The 21,042-nt window shown below is 60.4% G+C and carries 22 protein-coding genes and 5 pseudogenes; 11 read left to right on the top strand and 16 right to left on the bottom strand.

Going from position 1 to position 21,042, the window contains the following annotated elements; genetic code table 11:
• Positions 1-9: 9 nt before the first annotated feature.
• From JO965_RS43485 to JO965_RS43455, 7 genes are all read left to right on the top strand, one after another.
• Positions 10-1,146, top strand: a complete 1,137-nt coding sequence (locus JO965_RS43485) for an FAD-binding oxidoreductase (protein ID WP_203447786.1) — start codon at positions 10-12, stop codon at positions 1,144-1,146.
• 42 nt (positions 1,147-1,188) lie between these two features.
• Positions 1,189-1,485, top strand: a complete 297-nt coding sequence (locus JO965_RS43480) for a (2Fe-2S)-binding protein (RefSeq protein WP_203447785.1) — start codon at positions 1,189-1,191, stop codon at positions 1,483-1,485.
• The gene (locus JO965_RS43475; RefSeq protein WP_203447784.1) at positions 1,482-2,903 is read left to right on the top strand and encodes a (2Fe-2S)-binding protein; all 1,422 of its coding nucleotides are present in this window, start codon (positions 1,482-1,484) and stop codon (positions 2,901-2,903) included. Before JO965_RS43480 ends, JO965_RS43475 begins: the two co-directional genes overlap by 4 nt.
• Positions 2,900-4,012, top strand: a complete 1,113-nt coding sequence (locus tag JO965_RS43470; RefSeq protein ID WP_203447783.1) for an FAD-binding oxidoreductase — start codon at positions 2,900-2,902, stop codon at positions 4,010-4,012. The genes JO965_RS43475 and JO965_RS43470 overlap by 4 nt, the downstream gene beginning before the upstream one ends.
• A 25-nt stretch (positions 4,013-4,037) precedes the next feature.
• Positions 4,038-4,382 (top strand): RidA family protein, encoded by a 345-nt coding sequence (locus JO965_RS43465; protein WP_114948521.1) that lies wholly within the window; start codon positions 4,038-4,040, stop codon positions 4,380-4,382.
• A 117-nt stretch (positions 4,383-4,499) separates the two neighbouring features.
• Positions 4,500-5,465 carry an IS5 family transposase gene (locus JO965_RS43460; protein ID WP_203447782.1) on the top strand — a complete coding sequence of 322 codons (966 nt, stop codon included), beginning with the start codon at positions 4,500-4,502 and terminating at the stop codon, positions 5,463-5,465.
• An 8-nt stretch (positions 5,466-5,473) separates the two neighbouring features.
• Entirely contained in the window at positions 5,474-6,304 is an 831-nt protein-coding gene (locus JO965_RS43455) for a Gfo/Idh/MocA family protein (RefSeq protein ID WP_246777306.1), read from the top strand.
• A gap of 202 nt (positions 6,305-6,506) precedes the next feature.
• On the opposite strand, the gene JO965_RS43450 is transcribed toward JO965_RS43455, so the two are convergent.
• The gene (locus tag JO965_RS43450; protein ID WP_203447781.1) at positions 6,507-6,644 is read right to left on the bottom strand and encodes a DUF1127 domain-containing protein; all 138 of its coding nucleotides are present in this window, start codon (positions 6,642-6,644) and stop codon (positions 6,507-6,509) included.
• A 197-nt stretch (positions 6,645-6,841) separates the two neighbouring features.
• Between JO965_RS43450 and JO965_RS43445 the strand changes: the two genes are divergently transcribed.
• Positions 6,842-7,555 (top strand): IS6 family transposase, encoded by a 714-nt coding sequence (locus JO965_RS43445; protein ID WP_203447780.1) that lies wholly within the window; start codon positions 6,842-6,844, stop codon positions 7,553-7,555.
• A gap of 214 nt (positions 7,556-7,769) precedes the next feature.
• Here the strand turns inward: JO965_RS43445 and JO965_RS43440 are convergent, their stop codons facing one another.
• The 7 genes and pseudogenes from JO965_RS43440 to JO965_RS43410 form a co-directional block, all read right to left on the bottom strand.
• Positions 7,770-8,495 carry an amino acid ABC transporter ATP-binding protein gene (locus JO965_RS43440; RefSeq protein ID WP_203447779.1) on the bottom strand — a complete coding sequence of 242 codons (726 nt, stop codon included), beginning with the start codon at positions 8,493-8,495 and terminating at the stop codon, positions 7,770-7,772.
• Positions 8,473-9,132, bottom strand: a complete 660-nt coding sequence (locus tag JO965_RS43435; protein WP_203447778.1) for an amino acid ABC transporter permease — start codon at positions 9,130-9,132, stop codon at positions 8,473-8,475. The genes JO965_RS43440 and JO965_RS43435 overlap by 23 nt, the downstream gene beginning before the upstream one ends.
• Entirely contained in the window at positions 9,129-9,800 is a 672-nt protein-coding gene (locus tag JO965_RS43430) for an amino acid ABC transporter permease (RefSeq protein ID WP_203447777.1), read from the bottom strand. The genes JO965_RS43435 and JO965_RS43430 overlap by 4 nt, the downstream gene beginning before the upstream one ends.
• Positions 9,801-9,865: 65 nt before the next feature.
• On the bottom strand, positions 9,866-10,663 hold the full coding sequence (locus JO965_RS43425) for a transporter substrate-binding domain-containing protein (protein ID WP_203447776.1): 798 nt from the start codon (positions 10,661-10,663) through the stop codon (positions 9,866-9,868).
• A 30-nt stretch (positions 10,664-10,693) separates the two neighbouring features.
• On the bottom strand, positions 10,694-11,377 hold the full coding sequence (locus JO965_RS43420; RefSeq protein WP_203447775.1) for a GntR family transcriptional regulator: 684 nt from the start codon (positions 11,375-11,377) through the stop codon (positions 10,694-10,696).
• A 518-nt stretch (positions 11,378-11,895) separates the two neighbouring features.
• A pseudogene (locus JO965_RS43415) lies at positions 11,896-12,264 on the bottom strand (transposase); the annotation flags it as partial.
• Positions 12,265-12,320: 56 nt separating this feature from the next.
• Positions 12,321-12,566, bottom strand: a pseudogene (locus JO965_RS43410) (IS6 family transposase); the annotation flags it as partial.
• Positions 12,567-12,689: 123 nt separating this feature from the next.
• Here JO965_RS43410 and JO965_RS43405 point away from each other — a divergent pair.
• A complete protein-coding gene (locus tag JO965_RS43405; RefSeq protein WP_203447773.1) occupies positions 12,690-13,655 on the top strand; it encodes an IS5 family transposase in 966 nt (321 codons plus the stop codon).
• 218 nt (positions 13,656-13,873) lie between these two features.
• Here JO965_RS43405 and JO965_RS43400 read toward each other — a convergent pair whose 3' ends face one another.
• The 4 genes and pseudogenes from JO965_RS43400 to JO965_RS43385 all read right to left on the bottom strand — a co-directional run.
• Positions 13,874-14,128, bottom strand: coding sequence for a hypothetical protein (locus JO965_RS43400; RefSeq protein ID WP_203447772.1), 255 nt, complete (start codon positions 14,126-14,128; stop codon positions 13,874-13,876).
• 162 nt (positions 14,129-14,290) lie between these two features.
• Positions 14,291-14,494: a hypothetical protein gene (locus JO965_RS43395; RefSeq protein WP_203447771.1), complete on the bottom strand. Its 204-nt coding sequence runs from the start codon at positions 14,492-14,494 to the stop codon at positions 14,291-14,293.
• Between the two features lie 412 nt (positions 14,495-14,906).
• Positions 14,907-15,092 carry a hypothetical protein gene (locus JO965_RS43390; protein WP_203447770.1) on the bottom strand — a complete coding sequence of 62 codons (186 nt, stop codon included), beginning with the start codon at positions 15,090-15,092 and terminating at the stop codon, positions 14,907-14,909.
• Positions 15,093-15,135: 43 nt separating this feature from the next.
• Positions 15,136-15,555 (bottom strand): annotated as a pseudogene (locus JO965_RS43385) (transposase); the annotation flags it as partial.
• Positions 15,556-15,626: 71 nt separating this feature from the next.
• On the opposite strand from JO965_RS43385, the gene JO965_RS43380 reads away from it, so the two are divergent.
• Complete coding sequence (locus tag JO965_RS43380; protein ID WP_203447768.1) at positions 15,627-16,319, top strand: IS6 family transposase; 693 nt, start codon at positions 15,627-15,629, stop codon at positions 16,317-16,319.
• A gap of 470 nt (positions 16,320-16,789) precedes the next feature.
• Positions 16,790-17,236, top strand: a pseudogene (locus JO965_RS43375) (RNA polymerase subunit sigma-70); the annotation flags it as partial.
• A 69-nt stretch (positions 17,237-17,305) separates the two neighbouring features.
• Here JO965_RS43375 and JO965_RS43370 read toward each other — a convergent pair.
• From JO965_RS43370 to JO965_RS43355, 4 genes and pseudogenes are all read right to left on the bottom strand, one after another.
• The gene (locus tag JO965_RS43370) at positions 17,306-18,004 is read right to left on the bottom strand and encodes an IS6 family transposase (protein ID WP_203447897.1); all 699 of its coding nucleotides are present in this window, start codon (positions 18,002-18,004) and stop codon (positions 17,306-17,308) included.
• Positions 18,005-18,200: 196 nt separating this feature from the next.
• Entirely contained in the window at positions 18,201-19,145 is a 945-nt protein-coding gene (locus JO965_RS43365; protein WP_203447767.1) for an IS5 family transposase, read from the bottom strand.
• 1,091 nt (positions 19,146-20,236) lie between these two features.
• Positions 20,237-20,533 (bottom strand): annotated as a pseudogene (tnpA, locus tag JO965_RS48740) (IS200/IS605 family transposase); the annotation flags it as partial.
• A 79-nt stretch (positions 20,534-20,612) separates the two neighbouring features.
• Positions 20,613-20,957 carry a VanZ family protein gene (locus JO965_RS43355; RefSeq protein ID WP_203447766.1) on the bottom strand — a complete coding sequence of 115 codons (345 nt, stop codon included), beginning with the start codon at positions 20,955-20,957 and terminating at the stop codon, positions 20,613-20,615.
• Between the last annotated feature and the right edge of the window lie 85 nt (positions 20,958-21,042).

Genomic DNA, 21,042 nt, shown 5'->3' with positions numbered 1-21,042 from the left:
AATAGCTCAATGCGTAACAGTTATGACATCGTCGTGGTCGGTGGTGGCCTCTTGGGGTCCGCCATTGCCTGGGGGCTCGGCCGTATCGGCCAGAAAGTCTGCGTGCTCGACGAGGGAGACATTGCCAAGCGGGCGTCGCGAGCGAACTTCGCCCTGGTCTGGGTGCAGAGCAAGGGACTCGGCATGCCGGCCTATACGGGCTGGACCATGCAGGCATCGGACAGTTGGCCGAAGCTCGCAGCGGAACTGCGCGAGCAGACCGGCCTGGACGTCTGCTTCCAGCGCAATGGCGGCTTTCATCTCACGCTCGGAGAAGAGGAGCTGGAGCAGCGCTCGGTGCTTCTGAAGCGCCTGCATAACCAGCCCGGCGCTGTCGACTACAAAATGGAAATTCTCGGCCGCGATCAGGTCGCAAAGATGTTGCCGCATATCGGTCCAGAGGTGTCGGGTGGAAGCTTCTGCCCCTACGACGGACACGTGAACTCGCTGCGTACGTTCCGTGCGTTGCATACGGGCATGGCGAAGTTCGGGGTCGATTACCGACCAGAGCATCCTGTCTCCGACATCAAGTACGTGCAGGGTGAGTTCCGGCTCACGAGCGCGAAGGGTGAGATCCGGGCCGGGAAGATCATTCTTGCGGCAGGCAATGCGAACCAGACGCTCGCCCCGATGGTCGGACTCGAAGCGTCCATGGGCCCCACGCGCGGGCAGATCGTCGTGACCGAACGGACGATGCCCTTCCTGCCGCATCCCCTGACGACGGTTCGGCAGACGGACGAAGGTACGGTCATGATCGGCGACAGCAAGGAAGACTTGCTGGACGACACCGTCCTGAACCTCCCGATAAGTTCCGTTATGGCCGACCGGGCGCAGCGTATGTTCCCGCTGCTCGGTCGGTTGAACGTCGTGCGATCCTGGTCCGGCATTCGCGTAATGCCGAAGGATGGATTCCCCATTTACGACCAGTCCGAGACGTGCCCCGGCGCGTTCGTCACCTGCTGCCACTCCGGCGTGACGCTCGCTTCCAATCACGCTTTTGAAATTGCCCCAATGGTGGCAGCGGGCGCGCTCGACAAGAACAAGCTCGGCGCGTTCTCGGCCAAGCGCTTTCAGCAGTCGGACGTACGGACCAGCGGGTACTACTGAGCCGTAAGGGAAAGGGCTGACGCAAGGCCTGGGAGACGATGAATGTTCAAGCGATTTGATGATGACACCAGGAAGCCGGTCGAGATCTTCGTTGACGGCCGCCCGGTTATGGCGCGAGAAGGCGATACTGTTTCAGCGGCTTTGCTGGCATCCGGCCTCGATGTGCGAAGGGAGACGGCGGTGAGCGGGGCGCCACGCCTGCCGTATTGCATGATGGGCGTATGCTTCGATTGTCTCGTGACCATCGACGGGATGGGTAACCGACAGGGCTGTCTCGTTCCCGTGCGTTCCGGCATGCAGGTTGAAATCCAGAAGGGCAAGAGAGAGATCGGCCGATGACCAACAATCGTCCAATGCGCGATGAGTACGACGTCGCCGTCATCGGCGCGGGGCCCGCAGGACTTGCGGCTGCAAGCCTGGCCGCGCAGTCAGGTCTTTCTACCCTGCTGCTCGATGAGAACCAGGGGCCTGGCGGGCAGGTCTGGCGGGGCGTCACGTCGACGCCGGTGAAGGAGACGCGCTTGCTCGGTGACGACTACTGGGCAGGCTCGAAGCTCGTCGAGGAGGTGCGCGCGAGCGGTGCTGAAATTCTGCAGGGCGCGACGGTGTGGAGCCTCGACCGGCACCTGGAGATCGGCATTTCGATCGGCGGCGGATCGCAGTTCATCCGAGCCAAGCGTGTGATCCTCGCAACGGGCGCTCTCGAACGCCCGTTCCCGATCCCCGGCTGGACATTGCCGGGCGTGATGACCGCGGGCGCGGTACAGACTGCGCTCAAATCCTCCGGGCTGATACCCGATGGCAAGACGGTCGTTGCGGGGCAGGGACCTCTCTTCTGGTTGCTGACGGCGCAAATCCTGCGCATGGGCGGGCGCATCGATCTTGTGTTGAACACAACGGAGCGCCGCAACTATCTCCGGGCCCTGCCACACGCGGCGGCGTTTCTGACATCGCCTTACTTCCGCAAAGGTCTCGCGATGATGCGGGAGGTCCGGTCCAAGGTGCGGGTCGTGGGTGGCGTCACAAAGATCGAGGCCACTGGTCAGGGCCGGCTCGAAAGCGTCACCTATGAGGCAGGAGGCCGCAATGCCCGTGTTCCGGCGGACCTGTTGCTTCTGCATCAAGGCGTTGTGCCGAACGTCAATCTGGCCATGTCCGCTGGGGTCAAGCACCGGTGGGATGATATCCAGCTCTGCTGGTCGCCCGTTCTCGACGCCAATGGCGGCACTTCGGTCGAAGGCATTGCCATCGCGGGCGACGGTGCCGGGATCGGCGGTGCGCTTGCCGCTGTGGAACGGGGCCGGATCGCCGCGCGGGCCGCTGTCGAGGCCCTCAGGCCGCAAGCCGGCGCAAAGGCACCGAGCATGGAAATCCTCAGGGCTGCCTTGGCAAAGGCTGAGCGTGGGCGGACTTTCCTCGACATCCTGTTCCGGCCGTCGAAGCAGTTCCGGGTTCCTGGAGGCGATACGATCGTCTGTCGCTGCGAGGAGGTCACGGCGCAGGACATCCTGGATTCCGTGGCAATCGGCGCTACCGGTCCGAACCAGCTCAAGGCCTATCGCCGCACAGGCATGGGCCCGTGCCAGGGGCGCCTTTGTGGGCTCACGGTGACGGAGCTGATGGCCGAAGCCCGCGGTAAGGCTCCCCAGGAGATCGGGTACTATCGTCTTCGGGCGCCGGTGAAGCCCATCACGCTGTCGGAGCTTGCCTCCCTTCCCAAAAACGAGAGCGCAACGAAGGCCGTGGTGCGCGGATGACCGTGAGGGCAGACGCGATCGTTGTCGGTGGCGGTATTCACGGGTGTTCAACGGCCCTGCACCTCTGTCTGCGTGGTCTCCGGCCCGTCCTAATCGAGAAAGACTATGCAGGCCGGCATGCCTCAGGCGTGAATGCCGGCGGGGTGCGTCAGCTAGCCCGGCATGTCGCGGAGATCCCTCTCTCGATCCGCTCCATGGATGTGTGGGAGGGAATCCAGGAGCTTGTCGGTGACGACTGTGGCTTCGACAGTCATGGTCAGGTGCTTGTCGCCGAAGACGATGAGGAGCTTGAGGCCTGCCGTTCCCGCGTCGCTGATCTGAACCTGCGCGGCTTTACTCATGAAGAGCTGATCGACGCAAAGGAGTTGCGTCGTCTCGTTCCTGCCGTCGCTGAGACATGTCCTGGTGGGGTCGTGTCACGGCGCGACGGTGCGGCTAATCCGGCACAGACGACAACCGCCTTCCGCCGCAGGGCGGAGCAGCTCGGAACCATCGTGCGCGAGGGAGTTGCGGCGACCAATATCCGCAAGGACGGTCAGCTCTGGCGCGTCGACGCGGGGGGCGAGACGTACGAGGCTCCCGTGCTCGTCAATGCCGCCGGCGCGTGGGGAGGGCACATTGCCGCTGCCTTGGGCGAGCCGGTGCCGGTCGAGACGGTTGCGCCCATGCTGATGATCACATCGCGCGTGCCCGAGTTCATCAGGCCGGTGGTGATCCTGCGAGGACGCAAGCTCTCGTTCAAGCAATTTGCGAATGGAACCGTGTTGATCGGCGGCGGATACCTCGCAACGCCCTACCTGGACACCGGCGAGACAGTTCTGGACTGGCGCAAGCTCCAGGAGAGCGCCCGCACCGTGTGGGAGCTTTTCCCGGTCATGCGCAATGCGACAGTCGTCCGGGCCTGGGCCGGGATCGAGGCGCGGACGGCGGACGACCTTCCCGTCCTCGGCCCGAGTGCCAAGCATGAGGGACTTTTCCACCAGTTCGGATTCTCGCTGCACGGGTTCCAGCTGGGACCAGGAACCGGTGCGGTCATGGCGGAACTCATTGCCATTGGAAACACGAACACACCGATCGACGGCCTGCGCATAGAGCGCTTCGCCACCTGATTTTTTAACCTGAGAGGATAAGACGATGATCCAGAGAAACATCCGCACACCGATCATGCATCGCGCGGTCGAGGCGAATGGCTTCGTTTATATCGGCGGCACGATCGCTGACGACACGAGCGTTTCGATGGGCGAGCAAACCCGCAACATCCTGGGAAAGATCGCCGGATACCTGAAGGAGGCCGGTACGGACGCGACGAAGGTCGTCGCGGCGTCGATCTTCGTCACCGACCTTTCGCAGAAGAAGGAAATGGATGCGGTCTGGACCGAGTTCTTCGGCGACAATCTGCCGGCACGGGCCACAGTCGGCGTTGCGGATCTTGGAGGCGGCGCCTTGATTGAGGTCGTCGTGACCGCGATCAAGGGCTGAGACGGTCGAAGGATTGGAAGAAACGCTTCGGCGGCGCCTTGTTGCACGGATAGGCGATTTGGCTGCCGAGACTGGATCGCATAGGAGAACTGTGCCTTCCAGATCTCGGATTCGACCGTGCCGTTCAAGTCCAATGTCGATCGCCGTCACCACATCCCGAAGCAGCGGCACCGAGTGACGAATTGGGCGGAGTACGACGCTGCCTTGCGCCAACGGGGCAGCCTCACGGTCTGGTTCTCTGAGGAGGCGATTGCCGCTTGGCGGGCCGAGCCCCGGATGACACGAGGTGGACAACCCTCCTATTCGGCCCTGGCCATCGGGACGGCATTGACCCTGCGGGCGGTGTTCCGGCTGGCGCTGCGCCAGACGGAGGGCTTGATCGGTTCGATTCTCCAACTCCTTGGTCTGAATCTCGCTGTCCCGGATCATTCGACCCTGAGCCGGCGAGCCGAAACTCTGGAGGTGCCACGGCCGCAGTCATGCACTGGGCCCATCCATTTGCTGGTGGACAGCACTGGGCTGCGGCTGTGTGGGGCCGGCGAGTGGTTGGTCGAGAAGCATGGCACCCGCAGACGCCGATCCTGGCGCAAGCTGCACATCGGGGTCGACGCCGAGACCGGGCAGATCCTCGCTTCAGAGTTGACAACCAGCGAAGTCGATGACGGCTCGCAGGTCGAGCCTCTGCTCGACCAAGTGAAAGGCTCGCTCGCCTCCTTCATTGGTGATGGAGCCTATGATCAGGAGGGCATCTATAGCACTGTCACCCAGCGCCATCCCGAGGCTGACCTGATCGTTCCACCACGAGCAACGGCAGTGCTGAGCGATGATGTGGAGTCCACTCCGACCCAGCGCGATCGACATCTCCAAAGCATCGCGGAGCATGGACGCATAGGCTGGCAGAAGAGGTCCGGGTACACTCGTCGGGCTCTGGTGGAGGCCGCCATCAGCCGGCTGAAACGAGTGATTGGGAACGGCTTGCGCTCACGGACGGAACAGCGTCGCATGACGGAGGTCGCGATCACTGTTCATGTCCTGAACCGTATGCTCGAATTTGGACGCCCGAAGTCCGTCCGCATCGCTTAAGCAAAGGCTTGGGGCGGGCTCAGTGCGTTCACCAACCGATCCGTGCAACACGGTCTCTTCACGCTCCTCTCACCATTAAGGCACTGGAGGCGGGCAAGCATGTCTTGTGCGAGAAGCCGATCGCGCTGAATGCCAAGGAGGCACAGCAGATCGCAGCGGCTCAGAAGAGGAGCGGCAAGCTCGTTGCCGAGGCCTTCATGGTCCGCTTCCATCCGCAATGGCAGCGGGCGCGGGAGATCGCACGCAGCGGCCACCTCGGCGATGTTCGAGCCGTCCATACGTTCTTCTCGTATCATCTCACCGACCCCGACAACATCCGCAACCAGGCCGAGATCGGCGGCGGCGGCCTCTACGATGTCGGCTGCTACGCGGTTGCGACCGCTCGCTTCATCTTTGGCGCAGATCCCGAACGGGTGATCGGCGTGTTCGACCGGGACCCCACCATGCGAACGGACCGGCTTGCAAGCGGTCTTGCCGAGTTTCCGAATGGACGGCATCTGGCCTTCACCTGCGCCACCCAGCTCGTGCCCACTCAGCGGGTGCAGATCGTCGGCACGAAGGGGCGGCTGGAGATCCAAGTACCGTTCAACCCGAAGCGCGACCAGCCGACGCGTTTGGTAATCGACGATGGCCGGGATCTGATTGGCAGCGGGGCAGAGACGGAAGAGTTTCCCCCCACCGATCAGTATCAATGCCAGGGCGATGCGTTCTCCCGCGCGATCCTGGAGGGGAGCAGCCTCGAATTCCCAGTGGCCGACGCGATCATGAACATGCGGGTTCTCGATGCGCTCTTTCGGTCCGAGGAGTCCAAGGCCTGGGAGACGGTTGCAGCCGAATGATCTCATCCCGAGCGATTCTTGATAAAGCCGCTCCAGCCTGCTGTTCGAAACAAGCAATCAACAAACACAAGAGCCGGTTCCATGACAATGGAACCGGCTCCTTTTTAACGGACGCATCATCCAGCTCGGACTGGATCGATCTTGACGACGAATGCCCGCCGAGGCGCGGGCAAGGATCTTCGGTCGTGAACCGTGACTGCTTTTAGGCGAATGCAGCCTGCCGAGCGACGACGGCAATCTGGAAGCGCGAGATGCCGAGATCGGCCAACTCATGATCGGAGAGCTGCGACAGCTCGCGGACTGTGGCGCGGGTGGGTACATCCGTCGAGAAATGAATCATCTAGGGCGAGATCAAACCACAAGGGCCATCGCAAAGGATGAATACATATGGCTGAACTTAACGACCGTCATGGGATAAAAAAGCGCCCCAAGAGGGGCGCTCAAGGATCCAGCTTGAGGAACAGCGCCGGATACCATTGCTTAGCTGGGCATCGTCACATTAACGGAATGGGATCGGGTGTCGCCGTATGAGGGGATATGAAGAAGTCCCGTCCTGCATTGTATGCCCGCCACCGTTTCCCTGGCGAGGTGATCGGCCTCGCAGTCTGGTTGTACTTCCGCTTTCCCCTGAGCCTGCGCATGGTCGAAGAGATGCTGGCGGCCCGCGGGATTGAGGTCAGCCATGAGACGGTGCGACGCTGGGCCGAGAAGTTCGGCCGCGAGTTCGCCAACCGCATCCGCCGGCGTGCTCCTCGGCCGGGCGATCGGTGGCATCTCGACGAGGTGGTGATCACGATTGCGGGGAAGAAGCATTGGCTCTGGCGGGCCGTGGATCAGGACGGCTTTGTTCTCGATGTGCTGGTCCAGAGCCGTCGCGATCGCAAAGCCGCCCAGCGCCTGCTGCGCAAGCTGTTGAAGAAGAGCGCCATGGCTCCGCGGGTGATGGTCACAGACAAACTCGGGTCCTACGGTGCGGCTCGCAAGGACATGGGCCTGCGCATCGAGCATCGGCAGCACAAAGGGTTAAATAACCGGGTGGAAAACTCCCGCCAACCCACCCGCCGACGAGAGCGCCAGATGAAGCGCTTCAAGTCGGCCGGGCAGGCGCAACGTTTTCTCTCGATTCATGATCCGATCAGCAATCTATTTCACCTGCGGCGTCATCAGTTGACTGCCACCACCTATCGCAGTGCTCGAAAGGAAGCCTTCGAGGCATGGGCGGATATCAGCTATGCGGCACTCGCCGTCTGAAATCGAGGCTCATCTCGTCCTGAATGCTGTTGAACGCTGGTTAATGTGACGATGCCCTCGCCTGAAAGCAACCCGAGAGGGCTCACTGGAGCCGCGTCGAGTTAATGTGACAGCCCCATCTGAGGAGCTCCCATGGCTGAGATCGACAGGCCCGATTGAACTTTCATGCGGCAGGAACGGCAACCCACCGCCTGTTCCTGAACGGTCGAATCGGTCAGATCATACCGAGGAACTGTCTCAGCTCTGAAGTGCGTGGTTCAGCAAAGACTTGCTCCGGCGGGCCAATCTCATGAGCGCGGCCCTGGTGCATGAAGACAACACGGCTGCACACATCACGCGCAAAGCGCATCTCATGGGTGACCATCATCAAGGTCATCCCGTCTGCGGCGAGTTCCCTGACGACGGCAAGTACTTCGTTGACTAGTTCGGGATCGAGCGCCGACGTGATCTCATCGCACAGCAGCGCGATCGGCTGCATCGCAAGCGCGCGGGCGATCGCCACCCGCTGCTGCTGACCGCCCGACAACTGGTCGGGATACGCGTCGAACTTATGGCCGAGCCCGACGCGATCGAGCATCTTGCGGGCAATCACCTCGGCTTCCGCCCTCGGCATCCCCTTCACCACCATCTGCGCGAGCATGACGTTGCCGCCAGCAGTGTGGTGTGGGAACAGGTTGAACTGCTGAAAGATCATGCCGACCTTCAGGCGCAGTGCCTTGAGATTCACGTCGTTCGGAAGAAGCTGCGCCCCGGCGACAAGGATCGAGCCTTCATCAATCGTCTCGAGCCCGTTGACACAGCGCAGCAGGGTTGACTTACCGGATCCGCTCTTGCCGATGATGGCGATGACCTCGCCCCGATCAACATCCAGATTGATCCCCTTCAGCACTTCGTTGTCCCCGAAGCGCTTTTTCACCTCAGTGATGGCGATGAGCGACATTGAGCTTCCTTTCGAGGATCTGGCTGCTCTTCGAGAGCGGCCAGCACAGGGCGAAATAGATCAGGGCGACGAAGCCATAGACCGTGAAAGGCTGGAACGTGGCGTTCGTCACAACGGTGCCGGCCTTCGACAACTCCACGAAGCCAATGATCGATGTCAGTGCCGTTCCCTTCATCACTTGGACGGAAAAGCCGACGGTCGGCGGAACGGCAATTCTGAGAGCCTGGGGAAGAATGACGTAACGCATCTGCTGGAGATAGCCCATGCCAAGGCTTCCTGCTGCCTCCCACTGCCCAAGTGCAACGGCCTCGACGCAGCCCCTCCAGGTCTCGGTAAGGAAAGCTGCGCTCCAGAGGATCAGCGTAAGCCCCGCCGCGAGCCACGCCGGCACCTCGACCCCGAGCAGACCAAGGCCGAAGAAGGCCAGGAAGAGCTGCATGAGCAGCGGGGTTCCCTGGAAGAGCTCCACATAGCCCTTTGCGAAGGCTCGTCCAGCTCTCAGCTTGCCGATCCGCAAGAACAGGATCACCAAGCCCACGATACTGCCACCAACGAAGGACGCGAGAGAAAGGACGACAGTCCAGCGGGTTGCAAGGAGCAGGTTGCGCAGGATGTCCCAGGTGCTGAACTCCATCATCGCACCGACCTCTTCGGGAACAGAACCCAACCGACACTGCGGAGGGCTTGGCGCAGGACGATCGCCAGCATGAGGTAAATGAGTGTCGACACAATGTAGGTCTCGAAGGCCCTGAAGTTGCGCGACTGGATGAAGTTGGCCGCAAAGGTGAGATCCTCTGCGGCAATCTGGGAGACCACGGCCGAACCCAGCATCACGATGACAACCTGTGATGAGAGTGCAGGCCAGATCCGCTGCAGGGCCGAGATCAGGACGACGTGCCAGAACGTTTCAAAACGGCTCATGGCCAGACTGGCGCCGGCTTCGAACTGGCCACGCGGCGTCGATTGGATGCCAGCCCGGATGATCTCGCAGCTGTACGCCCCAAGATTGATCACCATAGCGAGGTTGGCAGCCTGGAGTTCGGACAGCTGAAGACCAACAGACGGCAGCCCGAAGAAAATGAAGAAGAGCTGGATCAGGAATGGCGTGTTGCGGATCAGCTCTACATAAGCGGCCACACCTGGGCGAAGCCATTTCGGTCCGAGACTGCGAGTCCAAGCGCAGGCCGTGCCGAGGGCGATGCCGAGGACCGCGCCCACGACAGTGAGCTCGAGCGTGATCACAATCCCTTTCAAGAGGATGGGCAGGTATTCGGCCAGCCAACTGAATTCGAACTGGTAGGTCATTTACGCTCCGATATCATGGCGCAAGCGACCGCGCTGCCTTCAACAGCACGGCCTCAGCCATGGAGTTAGATGCCGGCGGGAAGGTCCGCCCCGAGCCACTTCTTGGCGATGGCATTGAGCGAGCCGTCGGCTTTGGCTTCAGCAATGATCGAGTTCACCTTCCCCAGGAGACCGGCCTCGTTCTTGTTCAGGCCGATAAAACAGGGAGAATTCGTGATCAGGAACTTGAGCTCAGGCCGCTTCGGCGGGTTGCGGGACAGGATGGCGGCGGCAACCACGTTACCGGTCGCGACAACATCGACCTGCCCGGAGAGGAAGGCCGTGATCGTGCCGTTGTTGTCCTCGTAGCGTTTGATGACGGCATTCGCTGGCGCCACCTTGGTGAGCTCGAGATCCTCAATTGCACCGCGGGTGACCCCGACGGTCTTTCCAGACAGATCCTCGGGTCTGGTCACCGCGATCTGCGCTGGCGCGAACACGCCGTTGAAGAACGGAGCGTAAGCGGCGGAGAAATCGATCACCTTCTCGCGATCCGGGTTCTTCCCGAGGCTGGAGATGACAAGATCAACCTTGTTCGTCTGAAGGTAGGGAATGCGGTTGGCGCTCGTCACCGGCACCAGCTCGACTTTGATGCCCATCTTTTTTGCGATGAGGTTTGCCATATCGATGTCATAGCCGACCGGCGCCATGTCGGAGCCCACGCTGCCGAACGGAGGGAAGTCCTGCGGCACGGCAACCCGGAGCGTTCCGCGCGATGCGATGTCCGTGAGGGCGTCTGCCTTGACGGATTGCTCGGAGCCAAGCACGGCGACGGCGCTCAACGCGGCTGCGGCGGCGAGGGACAAGAGAGTTCTACGTTTCATATAAGCTTCCTTTCTTGGTTAAGACGCAATTCAACTGTTCTTTGCAGGCAGTACGGGCGATAGAATTCGCCGCAATCCGGCGAGGTGGTCGGGCTTGGTCGTGAGGTCGAGACTGCTTTCAACACGGTCGATGTGTTCGGCCATCAGCGCTGCGGCCTGATGAAAGTCTCCCATCTCAAGCGCATCGATGATGCCGGCATGGTCGCCATTGGAAGCGGCGGCATCCTCGTTCGACTGGTAGAGCATCGAGACGAGCACGGTACGTGCGGTCAGGTCCTGAAGAATATCGGTCAGCAGCGGGTTGCCTACGGCACTTGCTAAGTGGACATGAAAGTCGCTGAGAGCACAGGTTCGCGCATGCGCGTCCCCTGACTGGACCTCAATCCGCTCCTGCTCGACATGTCGGCGAAGAGCGGCGAGCGCCTCAGGAGTGATGGTTCTGAGCGACCGGAGCAGACCTGTCTCGACCACCTTGCGTGCGTGGAACGCTGCCCGGGCTTCCGCGGCTGACGGCTCGATGACGAACCATCCGCGCCGAGCACAGACGCGGACGATGCCGCGCGCCTCCATCTTCATCATCGCTTCGCGGACGCGTGTCCGTGAGACGTTGAAGAGCTCAGCGAGCATGGCTTCGCCAAGCCGCGCACCGGGCTGTATCTTGCCGGCGAGAATTGCGGCAATCACCGTTTCTTCGATGTTCGGTTGATCGGCCATTCAGTGGTTCATCACCGTTGCATACAAGCTGCTTGGCACTGCCGTAGGCAAGAAATATGCCAATTCTGAAGAGTCGCTATCCGCACTACGAACCGAGAAACCTGAAAAGTCCCGAACGCAAGCTCATATCCCCAATGTGCCCAATCGCGCGTCATAATGGGCAAAAAGCAGTCGCAGAGGATACTCTAACGTCTCTGATGGGTCGTCTAATTGCGAACCATTTTGCAAGTAGTTTTTCAAAAATTCGCTGGCTCGACCCTGGGATCAGGGTCGAGGGGAACGAAGGAGAGCTCAGTCCAAGCGGATCAAAGGCGCACCGTGTGAGTGTGTGCCGAGAGCAGGGTCGTCTTCGCGGTCGACAGCAGTCGCCGCATGATGGCGCTTCGCGGGAGGAGCCTTCCTATGTGGACGCCGCACTCGGCTGAACCAGCGGTGCATCCCATCAGGCGGAATGGCGCGGCCCACGTCCCGGCAGGGACATCTCAGTGGCTTAGAGGCTGAACGCGATCCTCAATCCATCAAGCGACTGCGCCAACAGTCCGGTCGAAGAAGGTGCCGGTCTTGAGCATCGCGTGCATGATGACCGCCAACTTTCGGGCGACCGCAACGGCGGCTCGCTTAAAGCCGACCCGCTCGCGGAGTTTGAGGCCCCAGGTCCGCCGGCCGCTCTCGGCCGAGCTGCGGGTCAGGATGACCGTTGCGGCCTCAAACAGAAGCCCTCGCACCTGACGATCGCCGCGGCGGGAGATGTGGCCGTCATAGGCGACCTCGCCCGACTGGTAGCGTCGGGTGGTCAGGCCGAGCCAGGCGCCGACGGAGCGGGACCGCTTGAAGTTATCCGGATCCTCGACAGCGGTCGCAAACGATGTCGCGGTGATTGCCCCGACGGCATTGTCACATTAACCAGCGTTCAACAGCATTCAGGACGAGATGAGCCTCGATTTCAGACGGCGAGTGCCGCATAGCTGATATCCGCCCATGCCTCGAAGGCTTCCTTTCGAGCACTGCGATAGGTGGTGGCAGTCAACTGATGACGCCGCAGGTGAAATAGATTGCTGATCGGATCATGAATCGAGAGAAAACGTTGCGCCTGCCCGGCCGACTTGAAGCGCTTCATCTGGCGCTCTCGTCGGCGGGTGGGTTGGCGGGAGTTTTCCACCCGGTTATTTAACCCTTTGTGCTGCCGATGCTCGATGCGCAGGCCCATGTCCTTGCGAGCCGCACCGTAGAACCTTGGCGCATAAATCAGGCGGTGAGTGGCGACGAGGGGCTTAGGCGGGTATAGAAGCGTTCCGCTGAAACCGAGAGCCGCATGCCGTACAAGGCGAACGAGAGCCGCCGTCACAGGATCCCGAAGGCCCGTTACCGGATTCAGAACTGGTCGGCTTACGATGCGGCACTGCGTCGACGTGGTGACCTGACGATCTGGGTGACGCCTGAGGCAATCACGGCGTGGACGCCCGCCAGCACGAGCCGACGAGGCCGGCCGCGGCGCTACTCAGAGATCGCGATTGAGGCCGGATTGATGCTGCGCCTCGCGTTTGGCCGTCCGTGGCGGCAGACTGAGGGATTGCTGGGCTCGCTCATGCGCCTGCTCGGCCTGGACCTGCCAGTCCCTGACCACACGACCTTCTCGCGCCGGAGCGCCGACCTGACCATCGCTGCGGCGCTGAAGGCCGACGGAGCGGTGAACGTGGTGATCGACTCCACCGGCCTGAAGGTCTTTGGGGCCGGCGAGTGGCACCTGGAGAAGCACGGAGGAAAGCCGCGCCGGAGTTGGCGGAAACTGCACTTGGCCGTCGATCCAGACACTGGCGAGATCCTCGCCTCGGAGCTGACGAGCTCGGAGGAAGGCGATGCATCGCTGGTTGGCCCCTTGGTGGAGCAGATCGACCGGCCGCTTAGCGCGGTCCTGGCTGACGGCGCATACGACGGCGAACCCGTCTACCAAGCTGTCGCCGTGCACAGCCCAGGGGCGGAGGTGATCATCCCACCACGCTCCACGGCCGTGCCGAGCGATACCGCCCAGAGCGCGCCGACCCAACGCGACCGACACCTTCAGGTGATCTCCGCGTGTGGCCGGCTCGGCTGGCAGAAGGCTGTCGGATACGGCCGCCGCTCCCTGGTCGAGGTAGCGATGCTCCGCTACAAGACGCTGATCGGGCGCAGCCTTCGCGCTCGGACACTGCGCACCCAGAAGGTCGAGGCGACTGTCGGATGCAAAGTCATGAACATCATGATCCGCCTCGGTATGCCGATCTCCCACAAGGTCCTCTGACCACACGGCCTTCAAGGAAAACCCTGCTCGCATGCCGAATTGCGCACCAAAGTCACTATTTGGTGCTTCATTGGCAGACCTGAGAACGCTGCAAAGTGACGTCCCGGCCCAAGGTTTCCGCGAACAAAGGACTGGGGCGCCGTTCACACTCAGCAGGCAGTGGATCGGTCGTGAAAAACATGAACAAGGCAGACACGTCAGCCCAAGAGCCAATTGCTTCAGCGCATACGAGACCGAAGCAGAGTGACCAAGAGGCCGCCGAAGATCGCGCCTGCGCTGCTCCAGAGCATTCCATCAAGCCCAGGGTGCCGACCGGGAGAGAAGGTCTGCAAAAGCTCCATGAGGCCGCTATAGGCTGAAAGTGACCCCATGATCAGCCATACGGGCTGAACGGGATAGGCCAGAACCAAGAGACCAGCAGTCATCCCATAGGCAAAGGCGTGTTCAAGTCCCGGGGGCGCAGGGGTCCGCATCTCCAAATCCTGTGGGATGAGCGACAACCAAGCGATCAGGAACACGCAAAACCAAGCCGCACAACGGAAGATGAGCAAACGGCGCTTTGGAGACATAGCACCCATTGCTCACCGCCCCCGCTCGACTGGCTTTGATATCCATTGATATCTTATCAGTCGCTCTCAGGTCCGAGAACTCTCATCATGCCAGGGGGATCGGGTGGGAAATGTCAGGTCATAGGGATGGCGGGAGCTCTGGAGAATGCGAACGATCTGCTGGAGTGGTTCAGGCTTGCTGGGCTGCTCCTGATCGTCGGTGGGATGCTGCTTGATCTTGAGGATCATCTCTTTGATGTGCTTGGCAAGCTGATCGTCCATGTGTGTCATCGGGCACCCTCCCAAGGACACATCAGGCTCTGAGCCAATCGCGGCAACAATGCGCCCAGCTTAAGGCCATTTGGGTTCGACCACGACTGAGTGCTGAAGGATCTCTGATCACATTCCAAGAACAGCCTTCCACACGGTATGGCCGTTATTCCTAGATAGGAAACTGCTTGTCGGCTGCGTGATCCCGTAGAAGCGGCTTCCATCCACCAATTTGCCTGTCGGAGCAAAAGCGCGGGGGATCTCCGAAGATCTGCCAATAGCCCATGCGTGTCCGAGGGTTGAAGATCCAAAATCCCACGGTCAGAGGGAGAACGGGCGGGTTATCGTCCTCAGCCATCCAGAGGATCACAGGCGTGCCGTCGCGTGGCGCAGTGCTGATTGGAGACCAGTCGCCACTCATGGCTTTTTCCGATCACCCGTCAGCAGGAACGCCATGTTCCTCGGCGATCTGTTCGATAGCCTGCGCAAGGTCAATTTCGGCTTGGCTCAAAGCCTGCGAGCGAGTGATTTCGGCGCGGGTCTGCTCAATAGCCAGATGGGCCAGTTCAATCGTCTCCTCGACTGCCGCATCGAGAGATTGCATGTTCTGTTCAGCCATGTTCCTGGGCTACTCGCCCAATGGGGCTAATCCTTGGCCGGCATTATGAACCAAAGACAGCTACTTTCGAGAGAAGGTCGATGCCGCCAGCTTTCGTTCGGCGCATCTCGCGTCCGACCGCTGAGCGGAACACGGCTGGAAGTTGAAGTGCGGGCGGTACTCTCGCCCACAAGGTGTTGGTGACCTGCCGTCCCTTGCGTGTGCGACGGGGTGCTTGGCCCGTGACGACACGCTGTGACCAGCGAAAGCCAATCTCGTTGAAGTAGAGGTCCGCCAAATGCGGGCTGATGTGATGGAATACGCCGGAGACGGTGCGGCGGATCCGATCGTTGAAGCCCTCCGCCGAGTTGATGTGAATCGGACCACGCGCATACTCGCGAGCCTTATGGTGGACAGTGTCGTGGGCCGCGAAGGCGCTGCCCAGGGACACAAACGCCTTCCACTCATCGCTCATCAAATGTGCGCGGCTCTGTCGCAAACTTTTTGTTTCAAAGTTTCAGCTATGGTGCTTCGGTCTCGGTAGCGGAGGATGACGTGTTCAAGGGCAGGCATATTGATCGATCTGTGATCCTGCTCTGTGTGCGGTGGTATCTGGCCTACAATCTCAGCCTCCGGAACCTGGAAGAGATGATGGCCGAGCGCGGCATTGGCGTTGACCACGCGACAGTGCATCGCTGGGTTGTTCGCTACTCACCCGAATTGCTGGAGCGCTTCAATCGAACCAAGCGCCCTGTCAGCAGAAAATGGCATATCGACGAGACATATATCAAAGTGCGCGGGCGCTGGATGTACTTATACCGGGCCATCGACAGCAATGGCGACACCGTCGAGTTCTGGTTCAGCGAACGGCGTGATCTGACTGCCGCGAAGCGGTTCCTGCGCAAGGCACTCAAGCGGCATGGCAGGCCGGAACGGATTGTGATCGACGGCAGCCAGACCAATCGCGAAGCGATCCTGTCCTGTGATACGACAGACCGGCTCCAAGAAAGACGTAAACTGAAACTAATCCGAATCCGGCAGAGCGCCTACCTCAACAATCGTATCGAGCAGGATCATCGGGCCACCAAGAGGCGGGTGCGGCCGATGCTTGGTTTCAAGTCAATTGGCAGCGCTCGCGTGATCCTGGGCGGCATCGAGGTGATCCATATGATGCGGAAGGGACAGGCGAAGTATGCCTGCAATCCGCGGCCTTCACTTGCCGAGCAGTTCGAGCTGCTCGCCGCCTGAGATTGCTACTGAGTAATTGTCCGTTTCGCGTCTCCTCTCCGAGTTTGCGACGCAACCGTCGAAGGTGCACAGGTCGACGCAATCCGCACGGCGATCGCAAACAACCTTCCGGAGCTAGCAATTGAGTTTCCGGTTGGCCGACTCTGTGCTCGCTATGCGCAACAGACGGTACCGAACCAAAGAAGATCCTGAAGTCGCTGGAGAGAGCAGCCACGTTCAAGAAGAATCGTGATGCTTTCCTGCGGGCGAGACAGCAGGCTAGCATCGGTGATCTGAAGGTTGCATCTCGTTGATCGCGTGATTGCCCTAAAGAGAGCGGTGCATCGTTGGCCGCTCGTCTTGGCAAATTGGAAATTCCGGGGATTATTGCTCCGGGGGCTGACTTTTGCCCGAATTGGATGGCGTTGAATTCCTATAACAACCAGCTTTTCACCTGGCGGGCTTGGCTGACATCGATGGAGTGCGCTTCATTGACGACATTGAAGGAGTTTGAAGAGGCTCTGCGCGAGCAGGGCATGCACATGGCACTGGCGATCCTGGAAAAGCTCAAGGAGCGGGATCGTGCCCAGCGGACGATCCGGCCTGCGCGGCGCATTGCTGGCAAGAAGATGACGCCGGAACTGGCGCGGCGGATCATCGAGCTCAATCAGACGACTGCTATGACCCAGCAGGAGATCGCGTTTCAGCTCGGCATCAATCAGGGGAGAGTGAACGAGGTCTTGAAACGCGGGAAATGGCTTGAGGACAATCCGACCTCAGAGGAGGCCATCGCGTGGGACCGGGCCAAGGCTCGGATCGAGAAGGCCAAGGCCGAGAGTGTGCCGGTTAGCAGACGCAGGACCGCAACTCCACCGGAAGAGGTGCCGCGCCGTTCCCAGTTGAAGCCGCGGAATTCGTCGCAGCTGTCGATCGAGGACTTTATCAATTCGGCGGGCTTTGTTGCATTAACTTGGAATGGGCATAACGAACCCGGTCGACAGGGTCACTCAGGCCGCAAGACCAAAGAGTTGGTTCACAAGACGGATTTCGCCTATCGCGCCGTGTCGTGCCAGGATGCATTGCCCACGGCGGATCATTCGCATGACCTCAAAGCCTTTGAGGCTCGCCCGCGCCGTTTTTATCCGCTGGAAGCCGCGGGTCGGTCGGATCACACGCTTGAGTGCGCCGTGATCCGCCTCAATGATATTGTTCAGATATTTCGACGTCCGATGCTCGACATTTTTCGACAGCAGCCCTTCATCCTGCAAACGTCGAATCGCCTTGGGATAAGAAGCCAGTTTGTCGGTTGTGATCGAGGATGGTGGATGATCGCTCATCGTCTTCAGAGCTTTGCGCAGGAAGCGATAAGCCGCGCCAGTATCGCGCCGATCAGACAGCATGGAATCGATGAACTGACCGTGCTTGTCGACAGCTCGGAACAGATACTTCCATCTCCCTCCGATCCGCACGTAGGTCTCATCCACGCGCCATGATCCAGAACGGGAGCCCTGGTACTGGCGAATCCGCTGCTCGATCTCTGGGGCGTAGCGCTGCACCCAGCGAAAGAGGGTGGATGGGTCGACCTTGATACCACGCTCCTGCATCATTTCGGCCAAGTCGCGGTAGCTGATCCCATATTTGCAGTACCAGCGCACGCACAGCAGGATAATCTCGACCGGAAACCGGCGGCGTTTGAAGATCGACAACAGAGCGGCTCCTCGATTAGTCGCCCTTCGCTACAATGCCAAGGTTAATGCAACGGTGCCGTTCATCGCGGGCGTGGCTGCTGATGAAATGCGTCAGACCTGATGCGCCAGCACAAGACCACGCGGCGATGTCACGGTAACTGGCATTGGCGCAGGGATCGTGAATTTCACGGATTATGGTCTTTGATGCCGTCGTTTATGCGGTGGTTCCAATGCGACGGACGGATTTCGGGCGTGCGCATGCCAGCATGCGATTGAGGACGGTGCAGCCGAGGGCGGCCTCCGTCTGCTGGGCGCCGAACGACCGCGCCCTCAACCGTCTCCCGATGACAGCCTTGGATCGGCCGATCGCACTCTCGACCAGAGACCGTTTGCCGTAACCCATGACGGCTTGCCATGTCATCCGGCCATCCGTGGTGATCGCCGCAATATGGCGGTCCCGCTGGCTGGGCGGTTCGATCCTCGACCGATCGACGGCGTTGACCCGCGGCGGGATGACGACCGCCGCATTGGCGCTGTGGCTGGTGACGGCGTCGTAGGCCGGTTTGCCATCGTAGGCGCCATCGGCGGTGAACTGGCCGATCGGGACGTCGATCTGCTCGAGCACCGGCTCTACCTGCGAGGCGTCGCCGGTGTCCTGATCGGTCATGATATGGGCAATGATCTCGCCGCTGTCGGCATCCAGCGCCAGATGCAGCTTGCGCCATCCCCTCCGCGACCTGGCGCCGTGCTTTTCCTCCCGCCATGGGCCGGCGCCGTAGACTTGGAGCCCGGTGCTGTCGATGAGGATGTGAACAGGCCCTTCTCCTGGAACCCGGCGCCCCTGCCGTCCTACAGATGATTGCCAGGTCCATGCTCGCCGGCTGAGGGTGGTGTGATCGGGCACGGCGAGATCCAGCCTCATCAACTCCAGCACCGATGTGAGCAAGCCCTCCGTCTGGCGCAGCCGCAGGCCAAACACCAGGCCAACGGTCAGGGCCGTTTCGATCGCCAGATCGGAATCGCGCGGCTGCCCGCCGCGCGTCGTGCGCTTCGCCGCTTGCCAAGACGACAGCGCCTCCGCGGTCATCCACAGCGTCAGGCTGCCGCGCCGGCGAAGACCTGCCTCATATTCTGGCCAGTTCGTCACCTTGAACGTCATCGTGCCGATACGATGGCGGCGGGCAGCAAGCTATTTCGATGACCGCTCGACTACACAAGCACCGCTAACGATCCATGCACCAACGCCATGCGAGAGCTGTGTTTGCTATCTCGCGGATGGCCCGCGGCGGATGATCCGCGCACACCGAGCTTCTAGATCGACATAGGAGAATAGCTTTCTCGTCCGTTCATCTCGCCCGCGCGTTCGCTCCCTCCGACTGCCTGCGCCGAGTGAATCATACGAGAGCCTGCGTCGCCACGGACTTTTTCACCAGCCTGCTCGAGCGTCAGTCCCCCGTTACCAGCCCGCTCAACGGGGTTGTGGGCAGTGAACGCAGCCGGCAAAGGCCTTCCAGTGAACTCTGAAGACAGCTTTAGTATAAGAGTTAGAATCCCTTTGGTTACTGTTTTATCCGTTGGAATCGTTGCGAATCGAGAAAGCCGAGCCTTAGACCGTATTTGGTAAACGGTACGACTAGAATAAACGGTCTCCGAAAGGGTTCATTGGGGGCATCTTGGATTATCAAATAGGGCGTCTCGTTCGATTAGTTTACGGCACTGAGAGCGAGACCCGACTAAGGGCACATCAGCGCGAACTAAGCAGGGACCGGTTCCGCCTTTGTAATAGCAAATCGATCAAGCATCTCAACCTGCTCAAAGACATTAGCGTTGGGGAAGTGTTCTGTTCGGTGGCGACGATTCTTGGTCCACTGAACTTTCCAGCAGCGCAAAAGGTGCCTCCAGTAACAGGGGGTACAATCCAGTTGCGACAGGAGTCCTGAGTATATAAACCTTTCATGCAGAGTATAGCAGGTTAGCCTCTATGGATGACAATGACGACATACTAATCGTTTCTCAAGTCTCACCTGCAACTGATGGGCTCGCCCGACTCTTTAACTGGCTTGGCTTGTTCAGTGCACTAGGCGTTCTCGGCTGGGTGTTGCTGCAGGGACTTGCATAGTTGCAGAAACCAGAATTGACGATGACGGTCTGTCTTCCAAGAACTGAGTTTAGCAAACCTTGCGTCGAAAGCGGTCTCCCTTCGAGGGAGAGGATGTAGAGGCGCACGCGGCGTAAGCCGCGTCCCAGGTTCTTGATGTACGTCTTGAGGATTTCTAGGGGCGCTCCGCCCACCGACCCGGCAAAGTAGCTCGGCGACCACAGCATGCCCCGTCTCTTCCGCACGGACCAGAACGCGTTGATGGCGGGGAACTCCTGCTGCAGCCTGCGGCTCGACACGCCCTTGAGGCTGTTGACTAGGTCCGAAAGCCGCACCTTCGGCGGGTAGAATACAAGGAGATGGACATGGTCCGACTCCCCGTTGAACTCCCGCAGATCCACCTCGAAGTCGGAGCAGACAGAGGCGAAGAATTCGCGCAGGCGATCCAGGTGCCCAAGCTGAAGATCTCGTCACGCGTTTCACCGGGTCGCTTTTTGCGCGATCGGCCGCGGGATTCCGAGAAGTCCATTACTGACTGCGCTTATAGGGGGCCATGAATGTGGCAAAAGCCACTCCGAGGAGAACACCTGATGCCTTCACGATACCTTCCGGAAGGCGACCATGGCGGCCCGGCACATAGTTTTGAGCAATCTCCAGAAATCCTACAATTCCGAACAGCAGCATAAGGATGTGGAGGCGGTGTTTCGGGTAGCCCAGGCAGAACGCGGCCCCGATTACTGCGAAGGCCAAGAACCGCTCTAAACTGACTGGAGCCGCAGTGACAGGTCGAAGCTCGATTGGCGAGAGGGTGAAGATCGCAATGGCGCATACAAGCAGCCATGCCATCCAGCGGAAGAAGGTCTTGGGTGTCATGGTGATCGGTTTAGCTGGTAGCGTCGAGAAAATGCATATCTCTTTTGCGCCGTTGATAACACTTATGGGGGTGCGTGATCCTGAG

This window comes from Microvirga sp. VF16, assembly GCF_016864375.1.
Taxonomy (GTDB): domain Bacteria; phylum Pseudomonadota; class Alphaproteobacteria; order Rhizobiales; family Beijerinckiaceae; genus Microvirga.
The sequence above is the reverse complement of the archived record's forward strand: the minus strand, read 5'-3'. Positions and strand labels throughout refer to the sequence as shown.